This is a genomic window from Rickettsia rhipicephali str. 3-7-female6-CWPP (genome assembly GCF_000284075.1).
GTDB classification, from domain to species: domain Bacteria; phylum Pseudomonadota; class Alphaproteobacteria; order Rickettsiales; family Rickettsiaceae; genus Rickettsia; species Rickettsia rickettsii.
In genome coordinates this window covers 456961-477754 of sequence record NC_017042.1, presented here as the reverse complement: position 1 = coordinate 477754, position 20794 = coordinate 456961, and the positions used below count along the sequence as shown (strand labels likewise).

The following is a 20794-nucleotide window of genomic DNA, read 5'->3' as shown; positions in this document are numbered from 1 at the left end:
GATCTTACTCATTATTTTCCGGAACAGTTATTGTTTCGGTCTCTTCAGAAGACTCATTATTATTTGCCCTAGGGTTAAAAGGTACTTGAGTAGGTACAAAAGTCGGCGGTAATAATCTGCTAGTAAAAAACTTATCTTCGTAATACTTAATTTTACGAGATTTTATAGGCGGAAAGGATTCTATTAAAACAATTTGCTCATCTCTCGGTAACTGTATTACTTCTTGAGGTAAAAGTAAAGCTCTTTGAACCTGAGAAACGTTTTGGGTTCTAGTAGAAATATTAAGATCAAAAAATAAAGGTTTACTAAATGATCTTTGTTCTACCGTCTTATTACCGACAAGCTGCGATATTAAATTTGCCGTTTCATAGTTATTAGCGGCAAAAGTAATACGATATGTTGCATTAGATAAGAAAGAATTCATCCCTGCATCTTCATATGTTCCTTTTAACTGCTGCGTATCTTGAATAATTAAAAATAAACGAACTCTATAACCTCTAAAATAAGCTATACCGGCTTTAAAAGTATCCATCTTCCCAAGCGTCGGGAACTCGTCAAGTAAGAACATTACTCCATACGGCTCTTCCTTTAAATCCGGCATTTTGCGGCTTAAAAATTCTGTCGCCTGCTGATAAAACACCTGCATTAATTTTTGTAAACGCTGTATATTATCGGGTGTTAACCCTACATATACGGTTGTTTTTACTTTTTTAAATTCTTGTATATTGAAATCAGAAGATGCTGTAGCTGAATCAATAAGTGGATTTGCCCATAATTCAAGCGATGAGTTCATTGTAGATATTACGCCGGAACGCTCTTTATCGGCTTTTTGCAAAAATGCAGCAATATTCATATATGCAACAGGATGTATTACACCACCAAGCGTATCGAGTACGACCGCTAGATTATAAACTACATCGTCACTCCTCATAGTACGCACTATTTCACCGAAAGATTTAGTTTTAGTAGGATCGGCTATTAAATATAGAGTTACGCCTAAAAATAAGCTTCGTGCCTCATTATTCCAAAAATCCTTTTCCGGCATTATAAGATTTGAAATTTTTTGAACGTCATCAACCATTTGACCAGGTTTGGTACTAACCCAATCAATCGGATTATAACAATGAGTAACACCATCAGGATTAGAAGGCTCCCATACAAAAACTTTCTGCCCTTGCTTCTCACGCCAACCACTTGTCAACCCGTGATTTTCGAGCTTTATGTCATGCACTACTACCGAATCACTCCAAAATAACAAGTTAGGTATCACAAACCCTACACCTTTACCTGAACCGGTAGGAGCAAATAATAAAGCATGCTGGAACCCGTCTGCAACAAAATATCCACCGGCATCCACACCGATCAGCATACCTTTCTTAGATCTAAGACCTGCAGCCTCTATATCTGACGGATTAGCCCAGCTTGCATCTCCATATACTTTTTCATCTTGTTTGAAAAATTGTAATGATTTTATTCTTTCAAAATTTTTAATGTAAAATATTATAACAATAATAGCCGGACCGAGAAGAGAGGCAAGTAGCTTCAATTTTAAATAATTATAGTCGGCAATTTTTAACTGCCCCCAAACGTTAATAAGCCAGTACGCCCACTTATAAGCAATATTTATAGCATTTATATCTACACCTAAAGCTCCAACCTCATTAGTAAAAATTGCAACAAATGCACCGCTTATCCAAATGGTACAAAAAATAACAACCGGATGAATTATAGCATGACCGAATATATTTCTAGTAACTTTAAGTATCTTATGCCATTCCATGAATTGATATTCCTAGTTTATTATTCCTAGTTTATTCTTATATATTAGTTTTTGCGTGGAGTAATTTTTACGTCATTGCGAGCGACTAAAAGGAGCGTGGCAATCTCAGGATTGTGGCCTGAGATTGCTTCGTCAATTACTTCGTAATGTCCTCGCAATGACGTTTTTAAACCATCCCCTCAACGTTCTTGTTCTTCTTATAATATACTTCCGAAACATATCTTTTCCCGCCGCTACCGCGTTTTAACTGCACAACGATATCTACAACGGTTAAAATATACTTCTTTACTTCTTCAGGCGGCATACCAAGATCTGCTTGCATAACCATAAGCTTTAACTGCTCAATAGCCATAGCGGGACTATCAGCATGCAGTGTTGATATTGAACCGGGGTGACCTGTATTAATAGCACGCAAAAAACTAAAAGCTTCCTTACCTCGAAGCTCACCTACTATAATCCTATCTGGTCTTAAACGCAAACAGGCCTCTATTAAATCTTGAGTAGTAACATTTGCACGCCCTTGTCCTCCTTTGGAAGCCAGTAAATGCACTCTGTTAGGATGGCTTGATAGCACAACCTCACGAGCATCTTCTACAGTAATTAATCTTTCTATTGCAGGTATTTCAGTAAGTGCCGCATTAGTAAAAGTAGTTTTACCGGTTGAAGTACCGCCGCTAATTATGATATTTTTCTTTGAAACAACTGCATGTCTAATAAATTCTTTAATCTTTTTTTCAGCTAAGAAATTATTTAAAATTACTGCATCTTCATCTACTAAACTCTCTGTTGCAGTATCATCAAATGCCCCCATTTTAGCATATTCATCTAAAGTTAGAGTCATACCGCTAGGCTTTCTTATAGCATAAATGATTTGTCCTATCTCACAAGCAGGAGGAAATACTATTTGAATACGGTAGCCATTCGGTAAAGTTGCCGAAAGAAGCGGTTTTTCTTCTGAAATCATCTGTTCGGTAGATTGAGCGACTAAACGCCCTAATGCAAGTAGATGTTCGCTATCCAGCTCCGGTATTTGCTGAGAATATATATCGCCTTTTTTTTCAACCCATACTTCTCCGGGCTTATTAACCATAATTTCGTTAATACCGTCTTCAGCAAATAAATTTTTAAAAGGAAGTAAAAACGTCTCTAAGGCTGCAAATTCTTCATTCATTTCATTACCTTCGATTTTAATAAAACGGCTTTTGGGAATTTATAATCCTTATTAACGTATATTCTAACCGGCGTACCTTGATTAACCGTTGTCGTCGGCTTAAACTGCTGCTGAGTTATCATATTTTGTACAACATTCGTCACACCCGTAAAAGCTTGAGTAGAAGCTTTTTGTGCTTGCGTCGGAGTTGATGCTATAGAGGTAGTAGTAAGCAAACTTGAAGCTGCCGTATTAACTGCCTGTACTAAGGTTTGAAGTCTCTGCTCAGCAGTATTCGCTGAAGAAGCAGTTTGTGCGGTTGTACATGCTTGAGTCATAATAGTATAAGCAGTCGAAGTTTTATCGGTAATAGCAGCAAGTATATTAGTACAAATTGTAACTATCCTAGTATTTGCATCCATAGCGGTATTAGACGCAATAGTTTGAGCAGTATTTAACAATTGTGTTGCCGTAGCACTATTGGTAGCCGCTGCCTGAGAATCTATAGGAGGCGGCACTAACTTATCAAGGACTTTAGCAAGCCCTATATTAAAGCCGGATTGTAATACGGCATTTGCAAATTGTTCTTTATATTTATTATCAACTCTTCCTTGCAATCCCGGTCTACCTAAATTATCAACTGCAGGTGAGTCGAATGCTATAGTATAACCGTTAGTTAAATCGATTCTATCCCATATTATAGAAACTCTACCGTAACTATCTGACGAAGTTGAGGTTGCATATTTACCGAATATTTTTGACCCTTTCGGTATCAATATAACTTTATCTTTCTCAGAAAATACGTCTCTACTAATAATGGCTCTTATTTCACCGCCGAGATCACTATTTATTGCCGTCTCAAGGACTGCATCAATTAATTTACCGCGTCCGAGAACCAAAGACATATCACCGCGATCTTTAAAGGTCGCTTCTGCCGTAATCTGTTCCGGTGTTTTTTTAGGCTCTACACTACCAATTAACACTATAGCTGATTTTCTTTTTGCTTCACGACGTTGCTTCTCTGCATCGCTCTCAACTAACGTTCCTGAAGTCGAAGGCAACGAAATCGGCGGCAATGGAAACGTTTTGTCTTTATTCTCTTCTACAGGAGTAGTAGGAGGTAAGACCGGTGGAACTTTTACTACCGGAGGCGGTGGAGGCGCGGTGGGCGTCTCAAGCTTAGGCGGATCAGGTAACTTTGGAATCTCCGGGATATTATCATCAACCTCCGTAACAGGTTTTACAATATTACTCGGTATCTGAGTCTCCGGTATTTCTTCTTTTTCAGTACCGAAAAAAAGAGTATAAAAAATATATATAAAAATACCACAAATTACGACTACTATCGCAATACTCTTATTAAAGCTAACCGAAACTTTTGATAATTCTCTTTGTACTTCAGGAGAATCTGCTCCTGATAAAGAACCGGTATTATGATTGTTATTTTGCTCTTCAGCCATATCTAAATTATATTAATTAAAGTGTTTTTATTGTCATTGTTGCGTGGATCGGTTTTTCCGTCATTGCGAGGAAATCGCAGAGCAATTGTACGTCCGTAATCTCAGGAGTTTGTATTATTTCATGAGATTGCCATACAACCTACGGCTGCTCGCGATGACGTATCTACGCAGAAATGACATCGATTAAAATCTTACCATGTAATTACTATTTTTCTTAGGATAGTAAAATTTAATTACATATACTAAATCCCTTTCGTTACCCATCATAAGTTCCGTAGAAGCGATATCAAATTCATATATTCTTTTATTAGTTATAATAGTCATATTTGTACGAATATCTTTTTCAAGAGGCTTAATAAATAATCTATTTGCCAAAGGAGTTATTTTCCAAGCATAAGCATCCCCAAGAATTATATTTTGGATTTCTTCGTTTTTAGCAAATTCTATATGAGATTGAAAGCCAAAATGCAAAACTAATAAATAAACTTCATTTGGATTATATATATAAGTTTTTATCCTATTATCTTTAGTTATAGATAAATCATCTACATAATTATTACTACTATTACATGTATCATCTACAAGTGGACATTCTCGTTGTACTGTAAAACCGCTTAATAATATAAAAACTAAAAAATAAAATCTAACTATTGTCATCGTCTACCCTATATCCGTTAACTTGAAACCCTACCGGATTTACATCAAGTTCTGAATCTGTTAATTGCATAGGCACATAAGCATAACTTACTACCGCTATTTTATTATAAACTAATTGGTTTCCTGATGTTTCATTTACGGAAAATCTAACTATATATTTATCTGCTGCAATTTTTGACCATGATTTTATTACTAAAAATGTAGTATTCTCTTCTTTATATTTTAAAGTAGGATCAAAATCTTTATTTCTTATATAGCCAAGATAATTGTAATACACACTGCTTGTTGAAAATAATCTTATTGTCGTACGAGCTATCGTCGCAAAATCAACCGGATTATATGTTTCCCGTGCTGTTATGTATTTCTTTATAAAATACCTTGTAAGAGACTCATCCGCCGTTAACACCGGTGATGAAATAGGTTCTACCACTGAGGCACGTCCGGTATTACTATTAAGCTGAATAACAAAAGGATCAAACTGTTTAGATTTTACTACAAATGCTATTACTAAAGTTGATATAACCATAAAAATGGTTAGTAGTATTATTAATATGATAAGTAAGTTACGTTGAACAAGTAACTTATCAGATCGCTCTTCATACCAATTCTGAGTAATTTTTAAAGGATTAGCCGATTTAATACTTTTTTGCGTTTGTGTATCTCCTGAACCGCTTTGCGAGTTATTACTTGATTTAAAGAAGCCAAATATATTATTCATATCAAAGGTATTTTTATTATTACATTGTTATTGTGTAAAAAAACTATTACTTTTATGCTATATTTACTGAATTAACAGGTCTTCTTATACAAGGATTTACGCTTACACTCGAGCCATCATCTATATCAGCAGAAACGCACGGGCTTTTAATTTCATAAGGAGCTGAAGGGGTACATGACAACAATTGAGCAAGCATAATTAATACTAATAGAAGCTTTAATGATTTTAACATTCTAATTATACATTATTAAATTATCTTGTTACTATTTATAAAATTACCTTACTATACAATAGTTCACAAGCATTTTTTGAAAAAATCTATTTATAAATAGAAAAAAATATTAAAAAGATTGTAAACTATTATACTCTGAAGTAAATAAAGAGTAGTTATACGCAGTTCAGCTTGGGAGTAGAGCGTATACTTAATACGTGGCTACCTGCGGACTTATAAAGACATTGTCGCCAATTTTTCAAGTGGGACGAGTATAACATAATAACTACCATCAATAATTGTTATTGTATAATTTTAATTTATAATTTATTTATTTTAATTTTAAAGTTAAACAATATTTGGTATTGTAGCAAAAATATAAACTTATTTTATAGCTTTAAATAACATTAAATTAACAAATCATAATCATATTATAATTATGATAGAGTTAAAACAGAATAAAATTAGATATTAATCTAGTAATTATGGACCCATTAACCAACGCAATACAAGAATATATAAAATCCGGCGAATATTTTATTGATGCAAGAAAATGGTATAATTTTAAGTATATCTTACCGTTAAGTCATAGAAGTCTTCTGCTTTTAATATGCACGATTTTTACCTTATTATTAACCTTAATTTGTATAAATATCAACATATTGCTACCAATCAACAAAAAAGTAAGTTATTTAATAAAAGATGATGCCGAAAAACAAGCTGCCATTACTAATACTAAACATTCAACATTAGCAAATCCTTATATCTCTGTTGCAAATATTATGCTTCAGAATTATGTAAACCAACGAGAAGAATACAATTACGATATATTAAAAGAACAATTTACCTTTATCAAAAATGCTTCTACGAGTATTGTTTATATGCAATTTGCTAATTTTATGCATATTGATAACCCATTATCACCGGTCATAAGATATCAAAAACTATATAGACGCTCAATTAATATATTATCAATTAACAATATAAACGATAACGAGGCAGTTGTTACTTTTGAATCATTGGCAAAAAATAGTACGGGTACAATTTTAGAAAATATGTTATGGGAAGCAAGAATCGGATTTATAATGGATTCTATCAGTACAAGTACATCACCTGATATGCCGTTCAATTTTACCGTTACTAGTTACAAGCTAAAGTTATTAAGGAATAAAAATCAGAAATAATATGAAGCAACTAATAATATTTTGTACTTTTATAATACTTACATTAGATGTATTTGCTCTTACTATATCACGACCTCTAGGTCGAGACCCACGTCTAAGAGTTATGACTTATAACCCTGACGATGTTTTCAAATTCACAGGATATTACGGCTATCAAGCAAGTATAGAACTAGCCAGAGACGAGGAAATAGTAAGTATTTCTATGGGAGATACTACTTCATGGCAAATAGTACCTGCTGGTCATAGGATTTTTATTAAACCGATGGAACCGGATGCTACTACTAATATGACTTTAATTACTAATAAACGGACTTACTTCTTTGAACTATATGCCGCCGAAACTCTTGATATGCGTGATCCTGAAATGGTCTTTAACGTAAAGTTTCTTTATCCGGATGACGAAAATGACAATATGAGCGGTCATATGCAAACTTTTTCTGCTGCCCTAGCAAGTCCCGACCTAACTCATCCTGAAAAATATAACTTTAATTACTATATTAGCGGCAGCGAAGAAATAGCTCCTATTAAAATTTTTGATGATGGCGAGTTTACTTATCTGCAATTTAGAGATAAAAACGCTGAAATTTCCGGTATTTTTGCTGTAGATGATTCACTTCGAGAATCTTTAGTAAATTATCGCCTTGCTCAAGATAATCCTAATATGGTGATCCTTGAACAGGTTTTTCCTAAGCTCGCTATACGTAAGGGCAAAAAAGTCACATGTGTATTTAATCAGTCTTTCAAAGCGTATTAACTAACGTCTACCAACGTCATTGCGAGCAACTAAAAGGAGCGTGGCAATGACGATGAAACTGATTCACGTAACAATGCTGTTCTTACAATAACAATATAATTATGCATCATTTAATATATTTCTTTGCCTTGATCTTACTAACTAGCGGCTTATTTATAATGCTTACAAGTCGTAATTATATTCATAAAATTATCGGGCTTGGAATCTTTCAAAGTTCGGTGTTAGTATTTTATTTAAGTATCGGAAAAATTAAAACAGGCGGTGTACCTATTTTACAAGAGGGCGTCACTACTTACACTAGCCCTTTGCCTCATGTATTAATGCTAACTGCTATAGTAGTTGGGTTTGCTACTCTTAGCGTAGCTTTAAGTTTAATATATCAAATTTATAAACATTTTGGTACAATATCAGAAAATGAAATTAATTTTGAGAAATGATTCTAGCTAACCATGTCCCTATCATACAAATATTATTCCCTTTATTCGGGGCTTTACTCTCAATAATATCTTTTCGCTTTATTACCTTTGCACGAGTAATTACTACGATTTGCATTTTATCTAGCCTTTTGGTCAGTGTTTATGGATATAGCATTATACAAAATACGGAGCTATCTTATACCATGGGAGGATGGACTTCAAAAATAGGAATAGAATATCGGCTAAATGCACTAAACCAAGCTATTATTATTTATCTTAACTTGGTTTTATTATTCTTTTTAGTTTTTTGTCATAAGATTACTAATCAAACTATCTTAAAATATATAAACAATAATAGAAAATCTTTATTTTACGGGATATTATTATTCGCTCATACGGGCTATTTAGGGATGATTGCTACTCACGATTTTTTTAATCTATATATATTTATAGAGATTTCGGCACTTAGTAGCTATGTCCTGATAGCCTCAGGTAATAATCCAAAATCTTTAATCGGAGCTTTTGATTATTTGATAATAGGTAGTATCGGTGCAACTCTTATTATTATATCTATAGGATTTTTGCTAAGCATTACGGGTAGTTTGAATATGGCAGAAATTGCAGCTTATTTACAAGAACATACTAATTCCCGTATAATCACTATAGCTATCGGTTTTTTCTTAATAGGTGCTATTTTAAAAACCGCTTTTTTCCCTATGCATTTTTGGATGATGAGAGCTTATAATAACACGGCTTCAGTTATTTTAGTATATTTAGCAGGGATTTCTACTATAATAGGAATATATATAATATATAAATTTACTTATATTATTATAGGCTATGAGACAATTAAAACGGCTATTACAAATTTTCTCAAACCTATCGCTTTAGCTACTCTTATTATAGCCCCGTATTTTGCTTACCAAGCAAAAGATTTCAAGAATATTATAATTTATTCATGTTTCACTCAAATAGGTTACGTATTTTTATTATACGTAACCGAAAACGGTATAATAGTTTTACCAAGTTTATTACTTGCGGATAGTATAAATAAAATAGCTCTTTTCTTGATAGATGCTTATAATGAAAGCTATAAAAGAGAGCCTAACAAAGTTTTAATAATAATTGCTATTATTTGCAGCTGTGGCTTACCTATCAGTCCATTATTTTTTATCAAAGTAAATATTCTTGAATTATTATTAACACAAAATCTACTATTAGATTTTATTATAATTTTACTTAGCTCCGTAGGATCGTTATTTTACCATTATAAAATGGTACTATTGTCATTCCCGCGAAAGCGGAAAGCGGGAATCCAGTAATTAAAAAATATAAACACAGTAAGTTTTTAAAACTAAAAGCACGATTTATCTCGCTTTTTCTGGAGTCTACTTTTAGCTAGGCATGACATAGAAAGCCATACAGGTAATGCTCTAACCATACTATCAAAAAAAGTATCACAGCTTATCATGATTACACAATTTACTACTCCGAGTCTTTTGATTATATCAACTTTGCTAGTTGGTGCATTAAATTTAACTAGCCCGTATGCCACTCAAAAAGATAGCTTTATACGTAATTTTTTACTTATTACTATCGCTATTTTTTTCTTCGGTAATATTTTAATTATAGACTGGTTGTTTTTAAAAGGTATTAGAGCAGGATTTGAATTTAATATATTCGGTAATTACTCTATAGGATTCCATCTTGAACCTTTAGGGCTTATTTTCTTAAGCTTAATAGGTTTTTTATGGATTTGTGCTTTACTTTACACTCCTAAATATCTTGCTATTAATAATATAGACTATTCTTCTAGATTCTTATTTTTCTTTAACTTAACTATTCTAATCGGTGTTTTAATTGCTTTATCTAGCAACTTATTCACGATGTTTATTTGCTATGAGCTTTTAACTATTTCTACAGCTTTTTTAATAGGACATACCAAAAATAATATAGTACTTAGCGGGTTATATAAATATCTAAAAATTCTGATGATTTCTGCCACAATATTATTTTTACCGGCAGTGATAATTATTTATACTAAAGCCGGTAACGGAGATTTTGCAAGTGGAAGTTTAGTAGAAAATTATTTTTCCAAAAACCAGTCAATTATTCTATTGTTAATGTTTATTTGCGGTATTGCTAAAACTGCAATTTTTCCGGTGCATTCATGGCTTCCTGCTGCAATGGTTGCACATTACCCCATTAGTAGTTTGCTGCATGCCGTAATAGTGGTTAAAACCGGATTATTTTGTATTTACAAAATCCTATTATATATATTCGGTTTATCGTATTTACAAATGATATTTGCTGAGTTTAACTGGTTAATTTTTATACCGATAGTAAGCATATTTTATAGCTCAATCAAAGCCCTAGACACGGATAATATCAAAAAAATACTCGCCTACTCCACTATGAACCAATTAAGCATTGCATTGCTTAGTGCTTTCATGTTAACACCTAAGGCACTTGGAGCCGCAATACTCCATTTAGTTTCACATTCTTTTACAAAAATCTGCTTATTTTATAGTATGGGAAGTATTTACAGTTTAAAGAAAGCTGATCAAGTACAGAATTTACATGGTACATCCAAAGAATTTCCTTTAATTTCTTTTATTATATCTATCTCTTCATTATCATTAATCGGTATACCTATCTTTAGCGGATTTATTAGCAAATTCTCAATATTACTTGCCGCAAGCAAACAGAATCAAATCATTGTTATGATTGTCGTAATAGCTAGTAGTATATTCTCAAGCCTTTACCTGCTCAAAATATTAAGCTCTATTTATAAACCTTCTTTAGTAGAATCTAGCGTAACAAAACCACTCCCCTACTCTATGCAAATTAGTATAATAATGTGCTGCTGTGCCGTAACTCTTTTCTATTTTATTCAAATCTTAATCAGAGAATTTTTAGCTTATATTACATAAACATATTTACATAATTTACACATAATCATATAATATTCATACCTTTGATACTTCAAGACTTGGTACGTCAAATTTCGGGATTCGCCTGTGCTCACGTACTATATTGTACGCTGTGCAGGCGCACTGCTTATTTGACTTCCAACTTTTGAAGTATCAAAGGTATAAATATGGCACAAATTATTAGAGCAACAGAATGTGTACGATCTTTTTCAGATATTATGAATAGAGTTGACTATAAAGGTAAAAGCTTTGACCTTCAAAAAGGTAATCATATCGTAGCAAGGATTACGCCTGCAGAAATCAAGCCTTCTATAGCAGTAAGAGACTTAGAGGAAGCTTTTAAAAATGGTCCACATCTTGATCCTGAAGATGCTGATCAATGCATGAAAAATCTCGAAGGAATAAGACGCAATACTAAACAAGATATTAAAAAATTGGTTGAAAAATGGGATTAATTATTGATACTGCTATAATCATAGCTTTAGAAAGAGGAAAGGTAAGTACTAATAAGCAATGGGCACATTACGGTCAGGCTTATATTAGCCCTATTGTGTTAACTGAACTATTAATAGGAGTAGATAGAGTCAAGAATGAGAATAAACGTATAAAATGTTTAGCTTTTATAGAATACGTAAAAAGTCTGTTTACTATATTACCTTTCGGTATTGAAGAAGTATATACATATGCACGTATTATTCATGATTTATACACGCAACGTATAACAACTATAGGAACTCATGATATGCTTATTGCAGCAACGGCTATTACAGTTTTCCGATATTAACTCTAAATGTAAAAGACTTTAAAAGAATCCAGGGACTAGAGGTTTTAACAGTTTCTTCTAAAGATTAAAATGTTTATTCAAAATACCAAGTGTACATTTCCGCTTACTAATTTTGAGCTTATGTTTGATTTTCACCCACAAAATCAGCTAATAGCTCTAGCATTTCTAATTGTTACTGCTATCTTAAATCTTTATACAATTTCCCAAAATAGAAAATTAGAATGCTTAATAGGTAGTTTATACTGTTTATCCTCTATTATATGCGTATTTGCAGCTGATTTTATTTCCATGATAATCTCGCTTGAATTCATGACGATTTTTGCCTGCATAATTATTTTTTGTGACCAATTAAAGATAAAACCGGCACGTCAATATTTCCTCACTCATTTATTCAGCAGCGGGCTAATCTTAATCGGTATGACTCTTCTAATCCAAACAACCAGTAATACGACTTTTACTTCTTTAACGGAATCAGTAAATAACTTTGAGTTACCAGCAATATTCATACTTACAGGTTGTTTAATTAATGCCTCGGCTATTTTTGTAAACGGCTGGGTGGTTCATTGCTATCCTATAGCTTCAAGTAGCGGTATTGTATATTTAATTAGTTTTACTACTAAAGTTACTTTAATTATCATTTTAAAATTATTTAGCGGTCTTGCGATATTAAAGTTTTTTGGGATATCAATGATCATTTACGGATTAGTATTTTCTCTAATTGAAAAAAAACTTAAACGATTAATATGTTATCTTACCGTATCACAGCTTGGTTTTATATTAACAGCTATTAGCATAAACTCTCCAAATATAGCTTATCTTATTACAAGCTTTATATTCATACATATATTATATAACGGTTTATTTGCTTTATATTTCGCTTATATAGAAGATGAGTATGATATTAAACATTACCAAGATCTTCAGAATACTCAAATTAATTTTATTTTATTTAGCGGATTTGTTATTAGTATATTGATCTATACATCTATACTGCCTATTAGTTCTTCTTATATTAAAGATGAAATAGCTAATATTTTAAACGAGAATAGTGTAATGCTATTTTCCAAGATAGCGACTTGTACCGTATTATTTGGGTTGTTGATGGAGAGTTCTACGTCATTCCCGTCTCTCTTTATGTCATTCCTGCGAAAGCAGGAATCCAGTAAAAACCTTAAAAATAAAAGCTTTATAATATTTCTGGATTCCCGCTTTCGCGGGAATAACATAAGAACTATACCCTACCTCTCTTTCTGCATCATAACTTTATGCATATGTTTATTCTACCCTATTCAAATATCACATACTGCTAACTTTAAGCTAGTTATCCTTGCAATCTCACTGTTACTGGCTTTAATATTTAGAAAAATACCACGCATTTCGACAGAAAACATAAACCTTGACCTATACCAATATATTGAAAAATTTATATATTTCAGTATCGATAAATATAAAGAAACGGCAGACAATAACGAAGATGCGGCAGAATATCTTAATTTTAAGGTTATTTGGGATAATATTTTAAGTAAAATATCTGCTTGGCATAATCAGCAAACTGCTATATTGATTGTATTATTCCTATTAATTAGTTTGATTTTAACACTACAATAATTCGATGTCATTGTTGCATAGATACCAAAATCGTCATTGCGAGAAGAAACTGTAAGTTTCGACGAAGCAATCCAGTAAACAATTCTGATTACAGAATTTTTTTTATTATTTTACTAGATTGCTGCGTCGCCTACCTACGGCTCCGCGCAATGACGACTTTAGGCATAACAACACAAAAAAATAAAAAACATGAAACCACCAATAACAGACAAACAAAATTACAGCTTTGAAGTTCACGAAGCAACAATAAACGATGATTATCACTGGTTGCGTGATCCTAAGTGGCCAAATTTAGAAGACTCTAAAATTTTAGATTATTTAAAAGCTGAGAATCAATATACCGAAAATTTCTTTGCCGATCTGCAAAATGATAAGGAAAAGATTTTTGAAGAATTAAAAGGACGGGTTAAATTAGACGATGAATCGGTTTATGTTAAGAACAAAGATTATTACTATTACCATAGAGTAGAGGAGAATAAAAATTATCCGATATATTGCAGAAAGCATAATAATATGGATTCAGCGGAAGAAGTAATATTAGATGTCAACCTTCTTGCTCCAAATAGCGGTTTCACTGATGTTGCTACAATTGCAATGTCACCTGATCACAATTTAATGGCTTATAGTGTTAATTTTACAGGTAATGAACAATACAATATCAAAATATACAACCTTAAAGAACAAAAATACTTACCTGATGAATTAGGCAATGTACAGCTAAATCTCGATCGCTTCAGACAAGATGAATTTCAGGAAGAGCCTGCGGAACGTACAAATGTACGTGAGCATAGGCGAATGCCGCAAAATTCGCTTGTATCAAGCGATCGAGATTTAGCTGTAGCTCCTACTATAATTTGGCATGAACACTTAAACGGCTTTTTCTATATTACTATTAATGAGAATCAACGCTGGGATAAGGTAATGTTTCACCGTCTAGGTGAAGAGGTCACTCAGGATAAATTAATATTCGAGGTAAAAAACCCTCTTCATTTTATCAGCTGCGAGAAATCAGCAAGTCATGAATATATTTTTATAAATTCAGGCAATCATAATGAAAATGAAATTTACGTAATTTCTATGCAGGATGATAGTTTTACGCCTAAATTAGTACGAGCTGCAGAAAACAAAATATTCTATGAAATAGAATATAATGGCAATTATTTTTATATTAAAACTAATTATAAAGCTAAAAATTTCCATATTATAAAACTGCCAGTAAATAATTTTGAAAATACTAGCTGGGATGATTGGGATGATATTTATATTAAGGAAGAACAAGACAAATATTTAAAAAGCTTTAATGTTACAAATAATTATTTAATCTTAAACTATAGTGACCAAGGTTTACCACTAATTAAAATAAAGCGATTTAAAGATTTACAAGAAAACACAATTCATTTTCCCGACGAAAGTTTCCAAGCAAGTAGTTTTTCTACAAACTTTGAGGAAGACGATATCAGAATAGATTACTCTTCTCTAGCAAGACCCAATACCACTTATAGCTACGATTTTAATAGCGATAAATTAACGATATTAAAGAGCCACGAAATACCTTCAGGCTTTAACCCGGAGGAGTATAAAGTAGAGAGAATATTTGCAGATAATGAAGATGTAAAAGTACCTATAACCTTGTTTTATAAAAAATCTTTATTTAAAAAAGACGGTTCAAATCCTTTATATCTAATGGGTTACGGTGCTTATGGCATCGCTATGCCCGTCAATTTTAGAAATACCGCAGTGACACTTGCCGATCGCGGTTTTATTTACGCAGTTGCTCATATTAGAGGTGGCGATGATCTAGGTCATGAGTGGTATGAAGCTGCTAAGTTTTTAACCAAAAAAAGAACATTTGAAGACTTTATAGCCTGTAGTAGAGCTTTAATTAACGAACAATATACAAGTAACAACAATATAGTAATAATGGGCGGTAGTGCCGGCGGTATGTTAATCGGTTACGTACTCAACGAAAAACCGGAAATCTATAGAGCAGCAATCGCGCATGTACCGTTTGTTGATGTTTTGAGTACCATGCTTGACGAAAGCTTACCGTTAACTCTCTTGGAATATAATGAGTGGGGTAATCCGAAAGAGAAAGAATATTTTGAATATATTAAATCATATTCCCCTTATGATAACGTAAAAGCACAAAACTACCCTGCTCTATTCGTTACTTGCGGTATATCCGACCCACGTGTAGGTTACTGGGAACCTGCTAAATGGGTAGCAAAATTACGAGAACTAAAAATGGACAATAATCCCTTATTATTAAAAACAAATATGGATACGGGACATAAAGGTTCTGCCGGTCGTTTTGATTATCTGAAAGAGATAGCTGACGAATTAGTATTTATTTTCAAGGTGTTTGATGTTGGGGTTTAGTTAGCAGATTTGTTGCTGGAGTCCTGTTATGTCATTCCTGCGAAAGCAGGAATCCAAGAAAAAGCGCAATAAATTGAGCTTTTCAAAAAATCTTTGAAATCAAGATTTTTATATAGTTTTACTTTATATAGTTTTACTTATAAAATTTAAATAAAGCTTTTAAAAAGCTTTAAAGTATTGAATTCCTGCTTTTGCAGGAATGACATACAACACCTCTACTGAATACAAAAACAATGCATAAAAATTATCTAGAACAATTACAAAAATTACCGATTACTTTAATTTTACTAATTAGCTTAATTTGCTGTATTGGTTTCATTGTGCTTTATTCTGCAGCAAATAGCAATTTGCAGCCCTGGGCTTATAAACAAATTATAAATTTTTGTATATTCTTGCCTTTAGCTATTATTATTGCATTAATTGATTTACGCATAATATTTAGGTTATCGTATATCTTTTATTTGTGCGTACTCGCTTTACTAGTAGCCGTGGAGCTTTTCGGCTCAACTGCCATGGGCGGTAAAAGATGGATTGATATCGGTATAGTTAAGCTTCAACCTTCCGAACCGATAAAAATCGCCGTTGTACTAATGCTTGCTAGATGTTTCCATTCACTAACAATTGATGATCTTACAAAATTTCATAAAGTTATTATACCGATTATAGGAGTTTTAATACCGGCTTTTCTAATAATTAGAGAACCGGATTTAGGTACGGGAATGATTGTTTTAATTGTTTCGGCAATTATATTTTTTGCGGCAGGTTTTAGAATAAAATATTTTATAATACTAGGTCTTGCTGCTCTTATTAGCCTACCTATTGCTTGGAATATGATGTATGATTATCAAAAAAAACGGGTAATGGTTTTTTTAGATCCCGAACATGATCCGCTCGGTGCTAGTTATAATATTATTCAGTCTAAAATCGCTATAGGTTCAGGTAGCCTATTTGGACGCGGTTTAAATCAAGGTAGCCAAAGCCATTTGGATTTTCTTCCCGAACATCAAACTGACTTTATCTTTGCTACCTTCGCTGAAGAGTTCGGCTTTATAGGAGGAATGTTCTTACTAATATTATATTTTGCACTTATAACTATTTCTTTATTAATTGCCGCAAATTGCCGAGAGATTTTTAGTAAATTAATGGTAATAGGTATTACTTCAATCTTATTTAGTCACGTATTTATTAATATAGCTATGGTTATGGGCTTGCTTCCCGTAGTAGGCGTACCGCTGCCGTTTATTTCTTACGGCGGAACAATGATCGCATCCATGCTAATCGGCTTTGGTCTTGTGATGAATGCTCAGGTACACGGACATACCGCTTTAAACTAGTGCAATTATACTTACAAAATGGATAACATAAATTAATAATAAGTTGCACTTCACTTTCTGATTTTCGTGTAAAGCAAAATTTCCTATTGACTTTTATATAAAACAGTATAGATTTCTTTACAATTTAATTTTTTATAAAGAATTTATGCTCGGCTATGAGAAAGCACAAACAAACAAGTTTAAATAGAGAACAAAAACAAGCATGAGGTATTGTCTATTGGAACTTTTCTTGAATATTTTGATTTATATTTATATGTACATATGGCAGTGCTTCTCAACGAGCTATTTTTTCCTCAAGCTGATCCTCAGACTGCTCTAATCTATGACGCAGCTGCATTATGTTCAACATATGTATTTAGACCAATAGGAGCATTAATCTTCGGTTGGCTTGGTTATATAATATAGGAAGAAAATCAACTATGAGAATAACTACTTTGCTTATGGCTATAGCTTGTTTTATTATGACAAATCTTCAACTTATGATGAAATAGGAATTGTAGCTACATGGGTTATGATAGCATGCCGTATGATACAAGGCATGTCCTCAATGGGAAAAGTAATAGGAGCAGATGTATATTTAACTGAATTTATTAAACCACCTGTACAATATCCAACTGTAGCAACTTTAGATAGTTTTTGTATATTAGGCGGTTTTGGCGTCTATTTCTAAATATAAATCCTTATCAAAATTTTGAGTTCTATGTAGATCAATTATTTTTATTAACCTATTAACTTGTTTATAACTAGCTTTATCAAATGATCTTACACTTATTATATTAATTAAACTTACAGCAGCTGCATATTTGACATCTTCGTTGTAGTAAGGCTTATTAAGTAGTAGCCCTTTTAAAACACTATATGCTCTTTCTGCTAGATGAGGTATTACTTCCACTATTCCCGCTAAATTCATAATCGCTTCACACCTAATATAATTTATCAATGTTAGAATTTATAATCAATTCTTTTACCCCTATAAATACTTCTATCGCTATATTAGGCTTTCTTTCTATTATCTCGACTAAATTCCAAATAGCTGCATAATTAAAACTTTTATTAGGATCTTCAACTAGTTCTGTCAATGCTTTAAATGCTTCTTTTGCCAAACTAGGTTTTGCCTGTACTATCTCAATCATGCTAGTAGTCACTAAAGATTTATTTTGTAATTTTTGTACTTGTTTTAATAATTCTTCATCTAAATCAGATATAGTATTAATTATTTTAATCAATATTATATTTACACATCTATTTAATTCCCAAATATTTAATAATGATGTTATTGTGTTTACACTTTCGCGTATTACCATCTCGTCTATCGTCTCATCTAATATATGTGCCAATTTTTGTAATACTAGCTTCTTTAATTGCGTATCATCAACTTTTAATAAACCGATTAATCTTTCATAAATTTTTGTTTTATTACCCGACGTATTTTTATTTATTAAGCTTGTGATTATTTCTATAGCTGTTTTAAATGCTTGAAATATAGTTTCTTTGTTTCGTAATTTCTCATTTATTAGCTTAGCAATCTTTTCCGATAAATATCCGCTGTCTATTATATGTTGTTCCCAATCTGTAATATCTTTTAGTACGATCTCATCTATCAACTCTTGTATTTGTTTTAAATACGGTATTCTACTATTAAAATTTCCGTTAATTTTGCTTTGAGCTAATAAATGCATTAAGAGTATAGTCTTTCTTTCAATTCCTAGCTCTAATATTCCATCAACATTACATGTTACAGCTTCCCAAAATATTTCTATTAACTCTTGATTATTGTTTACTTACCATCCCTGCTAGAAACTTCAGAGTCATTAGATATTTCGGATCGTTTCGATGCGCACCTATAAAATTTGCTGCTGTGTATTTTGTGTTGTTATCTGCTAACTGATTTTTTAAATAACATGCAGCTAGATATTCTTGAAATGTTAAATTAATAAATTGAAAATTTTGCCCTTCTCTTCTTAATAGCCCTTGTTCTTATAACTTCGTCTATATCTAATATATCTTTCTTGCTTTCTACTACTTTGTTCTCTACTCACTTCCCTGTTGCAACAAACGACTCATAGGCTATTTGCTCTAAAACACTCATTTTGTTTTTTATGTTTTATTTTTATATTTATTTTGGTTTTTTTCTAGATGCCTATTATTAAGCCAGTTTATTATTTCACTATATAAACGACTTATATTAAAATCTTTATTACTGTTTTTTTTGAAATTTATCCCTTATTGTTTGATCGCTCCAAACCAAACATATTAATTCAGTATTGATAGGAACTTCACATATTGCTTTTATTTGGCTATGAGTATCCAAAAAGATTTTTAATGGTGTTCCAAGCTCTTTATCATACTCAAAATTTTTATGTACATATTGCTGCTCTATTCCCTCACTATCCCAGCCTGTATTGTCTACTTTCCGCTCAAACCTGTTGCTCATTTCTTCTATAACCGCATTAGGCCTAGAATTCATTACGATATTTTTATACTGAAATACCGAATCCATAATATCTCGGTAATCAAGATTACTCTGTGATAAAAACGCTACCTCATCATAACCATCCAGTAGTAATAATATCCTATCTTTATCTTGCATGCTTTTTATATCTTCAAGTTTTATATCTTTAGAATCTAAACAATAATGGACAAAACAACTTAGTATATCATCATCTATATTAGTACCGTAACGTACTGTCCAATTGCTTAACAATTCCTTTAACCTGATTCTAAATACATAATCAAATTTGTCGTGCCACAGTTTTTCTTTTCCCCATTTATAAGATAGATAATACATTAACGTGGTTTTACCTATTCCTGCACTACCGAGTAACAATACTTTACCTATATCAACTTGCATTCTGTTTATTTTCTCAACTATATTTTTTATTTCTGAGGTACTTTTATTAGTTAGATTTCTGCGAAGTATCACAAACTTATTTTCTTCATTTAGTGACTTAACTATATTATCAATTTTTTCTTCTTGAACTTGATAATTTTTATCAAACAACTCCCTTATCTTTTCTTCCGTATCTATGGCTTTAAAAATATTCTCTATTTCTACCGACTTCTTTTCTCCGACAACTTTATCGCGTAATGCTGCTTTAGCTGCTTCATCGTCTTCACTTAGTAATATCTGTAATTTTACATAATATTCCTCTAAAGACTGAGCTTTGATTTTCGTATCTTCTATTAGCTTTGGTAAAGTATCATGAGAGCTATATAAGGTTTTTAGTCTTGTTATTAATGGATTTAGAATTGAATTTTGCATATTCTTAGCTGCTACTATAGGAAACATATCTTTAAAGTTTAATTTGTTTCTCATATTAAACTATTAAAGGAAAATTTAAAGTTTTAATTCTTTTATTAATCTATTGTTTTAGTAAAGCGATCAATTACAAGATTTAAAATAATATTATGCTCTAGAAATGCCTT

At 32.1% G+C, this 20794-nt stretch carries 18 protein-coding genes and 2 pseudogenes; 10 read left to right on the top strand and 10 right to left on the bottom strand.

The window, feature by feature from the left end; genetic code table 11:
* Window positions 1–4 precede the first annotated feature (4 nt).
* The 6 genes from MCC_RS02605 to MCC_RS02580 form a co-directional block, all read right to left on the bottom strand.
* The gene (locus MCC_RS02605; protein WP_014408411.1) at window positions 5–1780 is read right to left on the bottom strand and encodes a type IV secretory system conjugative DNA transfer family protein; all 1776 of its coding nucleotides are present in this window, start codon (window positions 1778–1780) and stop codon (window positions 5–7) included.
* Window positions 1781–1946: 166 nt separating this feature from the next.
* A complete protein-coding gene (virB11, locus tag MCC_RS02600; RefSeq protein ID WP_014408410.1) occupies window positions 1947–2951 on the bottom strand; it encodes a P-type DNA transfer ATPase VirB11 in 1005 nt (334 codons plus the stop codon).
* Entirely contained in the window at window positions 2948–4390 is a 1443-nt protein-coding gene (locus MCC_RS02595; protein ID WP_014408409.1) for a TraB/TrbI/VirB10 family type IV secretion system protein, read from the bottom strand. Before MCC_RS02595 ends, virB11 begins: the two co-directional genes overlap by 4 nt.
* Window positions 4391–4573: 183 nt before the next feature.
* Window positions 4574–5047 carry a TrbG/VirB9 family P-type conjugative transfer protein gene (locus tag MCC_RS02590; protein ID WP_014408408.1) on the bottom strand — a complete coding sequence of 158 codons (474 nt, stop codon included), beginning with the start codon at window positions 5045–5047 and terminating at the stop codon, window positions 4574–4576.
* A complete protein-coding gene (locus MCC_RS02585) occupies window positions 5034–5765 on the bottom strand; it encodes a VirB8 family type IV secretion system protein (RefSeq protein ID WP_014408407.1) in 732 nt (243 codons plus the stop codon). Before MCC_RS02585 ends, MCC_RS02590 begins: the two co-directional genes overlap by 14 nt.
* A gap of 52 nt (window positions 5766–5817) precedes the next feature.
* Window positions 5818–5997: a DUF2706 domain-containing protein gene (locus MCC_RS02580; RefSeq protein ID WP_014366024.1), complete on the bottom strand. Its 180-nt coding sequence runs from the start codon at window positions 5995–5997 to the stop codon at window positions 5818–5820.
* A 464-nt stretch (window positions 5998–6461) separates the two neighbouring features.
* On the opposite strand from MCC_RS02580, the gene MCC_RS02575 reads away from it, so the two are divergent.
* From MCC_RS02575 to MCC_RS02555, 5 genes are all read left to right on the top strand, one after another.
* Window positions 6462–7160 carry a VirB8 family type IV secretion system protein gene (locus MCC_RS02575; RefSeq protein WP_014408406.1) on the top strand — a complete coding sequence of 233 codons (699 nt, stop codon included), beginning with the start codon at window positions 6462–6464 and terminating at the stop codon, window positions 7158–7160.
* Between the two features lies 1 nt (window position 7161).
* Entirely contained in the window at window positions 7162–7914 is a 753-nt protein-coding gene (gene virB9 / locus MCC_RS02570) for a P-type conjugative transfer protein VirB9 (protein WP_010977039.1), read from the top strand.
* Between the two features lie 101 nt (window positions 7915–8015).
* Complete coding sequence (locus MCC_RS02565) at window positions 8016–8351, top strand: Na+/H+ antiporter subunit C (protein ID WP_014408405.1); 336 nt, start codon at window positions 8016–8018, stop codon at window positions 8349–8351.
* Window positions 8348–9652: a proton-conducting transporter transmembrane domain-containing protein gene (locus MCC_RS02560; protein ID WP_014408404.1), complete on the top strand. Its 1305-nt coding sequence runs from the start codon at window positions 8348–8350 to the stop codon at window positions 9650–9652. The genes MCC_RS02565 and MCC_RS02560 overlap by 4 nt, the downstream gene beginning before the upstream one ends.
* A 147-nt stretch (window positions 9653–9799) precedes the next feature.
* The gene (locus tag MCC_RS02555; protein WP_014408403.1) at window positions 9800–11263 is read left to right on the top strand and encodes a proton-conducting transporter transmembrane domain-containing protein; all 1464 of its coding nucleotides are present in this window, start codon (window positions 9800–9802) and stop codon (window positions 11261–11263) included.
* A gap of 39 nt (window positions 11264–11302) precedes the next feature.
* On the opposite strand, the pseudogene MCC_RS07740 reads toward MCC_RS02555, so the two are convergent.
* Window positions 11303–11427, bottom strand: a pseudogene (locus tag MCC_RS07740) (palindromic element RPE5 domain-containing protein); the annotation flags it as partial.
* A gap of 3 nt (window positions 11428–11430) precedes the next feature.
* Between MCC_RS07740 and vapB the strand changes: the two are divergent.
* From vapB to rodA, 5 genes and pseudogenes are all read left to right on the top strand, one after another.
* Window positions 11431–11718 carry a type II toxin-antitoxin system antitoxin VapB gene (gene vapB / locus MCC_RS02550; RefSeq protein WP_014408402.1) on the top strand — a complete coding sequence of 96 codons (288 nt, stop codon included), beginning with the start codon at window positions 11431–11433 and terminating at the stop codon, window positions 11716–11718.
* Window positions 11709–12115, top strand: a pseudogene (vapC, locus tag MCC_RS02545) (ribonuclease VapC). Before vapB ends, vapC begins: the two are co-directional and overlap by 10 nt.
* A gap of 1 nt (window position 12116) precedes the next feature.
* Complete coding sequence (locus MCC_RS02540; protein ID WP_014408400.1) at window positions 12117–13655, top strand: proton-conducting transporter transmembrane domain-containing protein; 1539 nt, start codon at window positions 12117–12119, stop codon at window positions 13653–13655.
* A gap of 189 nt (window positions 13656–13844) precedes the next feature.
* On the top strand, window positions 13845–16034 hold the full coding sequence (locus MCC_RS02535; protein ID WP_014408399.1) for a prolyl oligopeptidase family serine peptidase: 2190 nt from the start codon (window positions 13845–13847) through the stop codon (window positions 16032–16034).
* 233 nt (window positions 16035–16267) lie between these two features.
* Complete coding sequence (rodA, locus tag MCC_RS02530; protein ID WP_014408398.1) at window positions 16268–17368, top strand: rod shape-determining protein RodA; 1101 nt, start codon at window positions 16268–16270, stop codon at window positions 17366–17368.
* A 643-nt stretch (window positions 17369–18011) separates the two neighbouring features.
* Here the strand turns inward: rodA and MCC_RS10115 are convergent.
* The 3 genes from MCC_RS10115 to MCC_RS02505 form a co-directional block, all read right to left on the bottom strand.
* Window positions 18012–18278, bottom strand: a complete 267-nt coding sequence (locus MCC_RS10115; RefSeq protein ID WP_231288741.1) for a hypothetical protein — start codon at window positions 18276–18278, stop codon at window positions 18012–18014.
* A gap of 13 nt (window positions 18279–18291) precedes the next feature.
* Window positions 18292–19047, bottom strand: coding sequence for a hypothetical protein (locus MCC_RS10110; protein WP_231288740.1), 756 nt, complete (start codon window positions 19045–19047; stop codon window positions 18292–18294).
* A 518-nt stretch (window positions 19048–19565) separates the two neighbouring features.
* A complete protein-coding gene (locus tag MCC_RS02505; RefSeq protein ID WP_231288739.1) occupies window positions 19566–20684 on the bottom strand; it encodes an NACHT domain-containing protein in 1119 nt (372 codons plus the stop codon).
* Window positions 20685–20794: the final 110 nt, after the last annotated feature.

What these genes read in the sequence shown, in the direction of transcription:
- virB9 (WP_010977039.1), top strand. Translation starts at nt 7,162, where the DNA reads ATGAAGCAACTAATAATATTTTGTACTTTTATAATACTTACATTAGAT.
- MCC_RS02575 (WP_014408406.1), top strand. Translation starts at nt 6,462, where the DNA reads ATGGACCCATTAACCAACGCAATACAAGAATATATAAAATCCGGCGAA.
- MCC_RS02565 (WP_014408405.1), top strand. Translation starts at nt 8,016, where the DNA reads ATGCATCATTTAATATATTTCTTTGCCTTGATCTTACTAACTAGCGGC.
- MCC_RS02580 (WP_014366024.1), bottom strand. Translation starts at nt 5,997, where the DNA reads ATGTTAAAATCATTAAAGCTTCTATTAGTATTAATTATGCTTGCTCAA.
- MCC_RS02505 (WP_231288739.1), bottom strand. Translation starts at nt 20,684, where the DNA reads ATGAGAAACAAATTAAACTTTAAAGATATGTTTCCTATAGTAGCAGCT.
- vapB (WP_014408402.1), top strand. Translation starts at nt 11,431, where the DNA reads ATGGCACAAATTATTAGAGCAACAGAATGTGTACGATCTTTTTCAGAT.
- MCC_RS10115 (WP_231288741.1), bottom strand. Translation starts at nt 18,278, where the DNA reads ATGAATTTAGCGGGAATAGTGGAAGTAATACCTCATCTAGCAGAAAGA.
- MCC_RS02595 (WP_014408409.1), bottom strand. Translation starts at nt 4,390, where the DNA reads ATGGCTGAAGAGCAAAATAACAATCATAATACCGGTTCTTTATCAGGA.
- MCC_RS02535 (WP_014408399.1), top strand. Translation starts at nt 13,845, where the DNA reads ATGAAACCACCAATAACAGACAAACAAAATTACAGCTTTGAAGTTCAC.
- MCC_RS02585 (WP_014408407.1), bottom strand. Translation starts at nt 5,765, where the DNA reads ATGAATAATATATTTGGCTTCTTTAAATCAAGTAATAACTCGCAAAGC.
- MCC_RS02590 (WP_014408408.1), bottom strand. Translation starts at nt 5,047, where the DNA reads ATGACAATAGTTAGATTTTATTTTTTAGTTTTTATATTATTAAGCGGT.
- MCC_RS02605 (WP_014408411.1), bottom strand. Translation starts at nt 1,780, where the DNA reads ATGGAATGGCATAAGATACTTAAAGTTACTAGAAATATATTCGGTCAT.
- MCC_RS02540 (WP_014408400.1), top strand. Translation starts at nt 12,117, where the DNA reads ATGTTTATTCAAAATACCAAGTGTACATTTCCGCTTACTAATTTTGAG.
- rodA (WP_014408398.1), top strand. Translation starts at nt 16,268, where the DNA reads ATGCATAAAAATTATCTAGAACAATTACAAAAATTACCGATTACTTTA.
- virB11 (WP_014408410.1), bottom strand. Translation starts at nt 2,951, where the DNA reads ATGAATGAAGAATTTGCAGCCTTAGAGACGTTTTTACTTCCTTTTAAA.
- MCC_RS02555 (WP_014408403.1), top strand. Translation starts at nt 9,800, where the DNA reads ATGATTACACAATTTACTACTCCGAGTCTTTTGATTATATCAACTTTG.
- MCC_RS02560 (WP_014408404.1), top strand. Translation starts at nt 8,348, where the DNA reads ATGATTCTAGCTAACCATGTCCCTATCATACAAATATTATTCCCTTTA.
- MCC_RS10110 (WP_231288740.1), bottom strand. Translation starts at nt 19,047, where the DNA reads ATGCATTTATTAGCTCAAAGCAAAATTAACGGAAATTTTAATAGTAGA.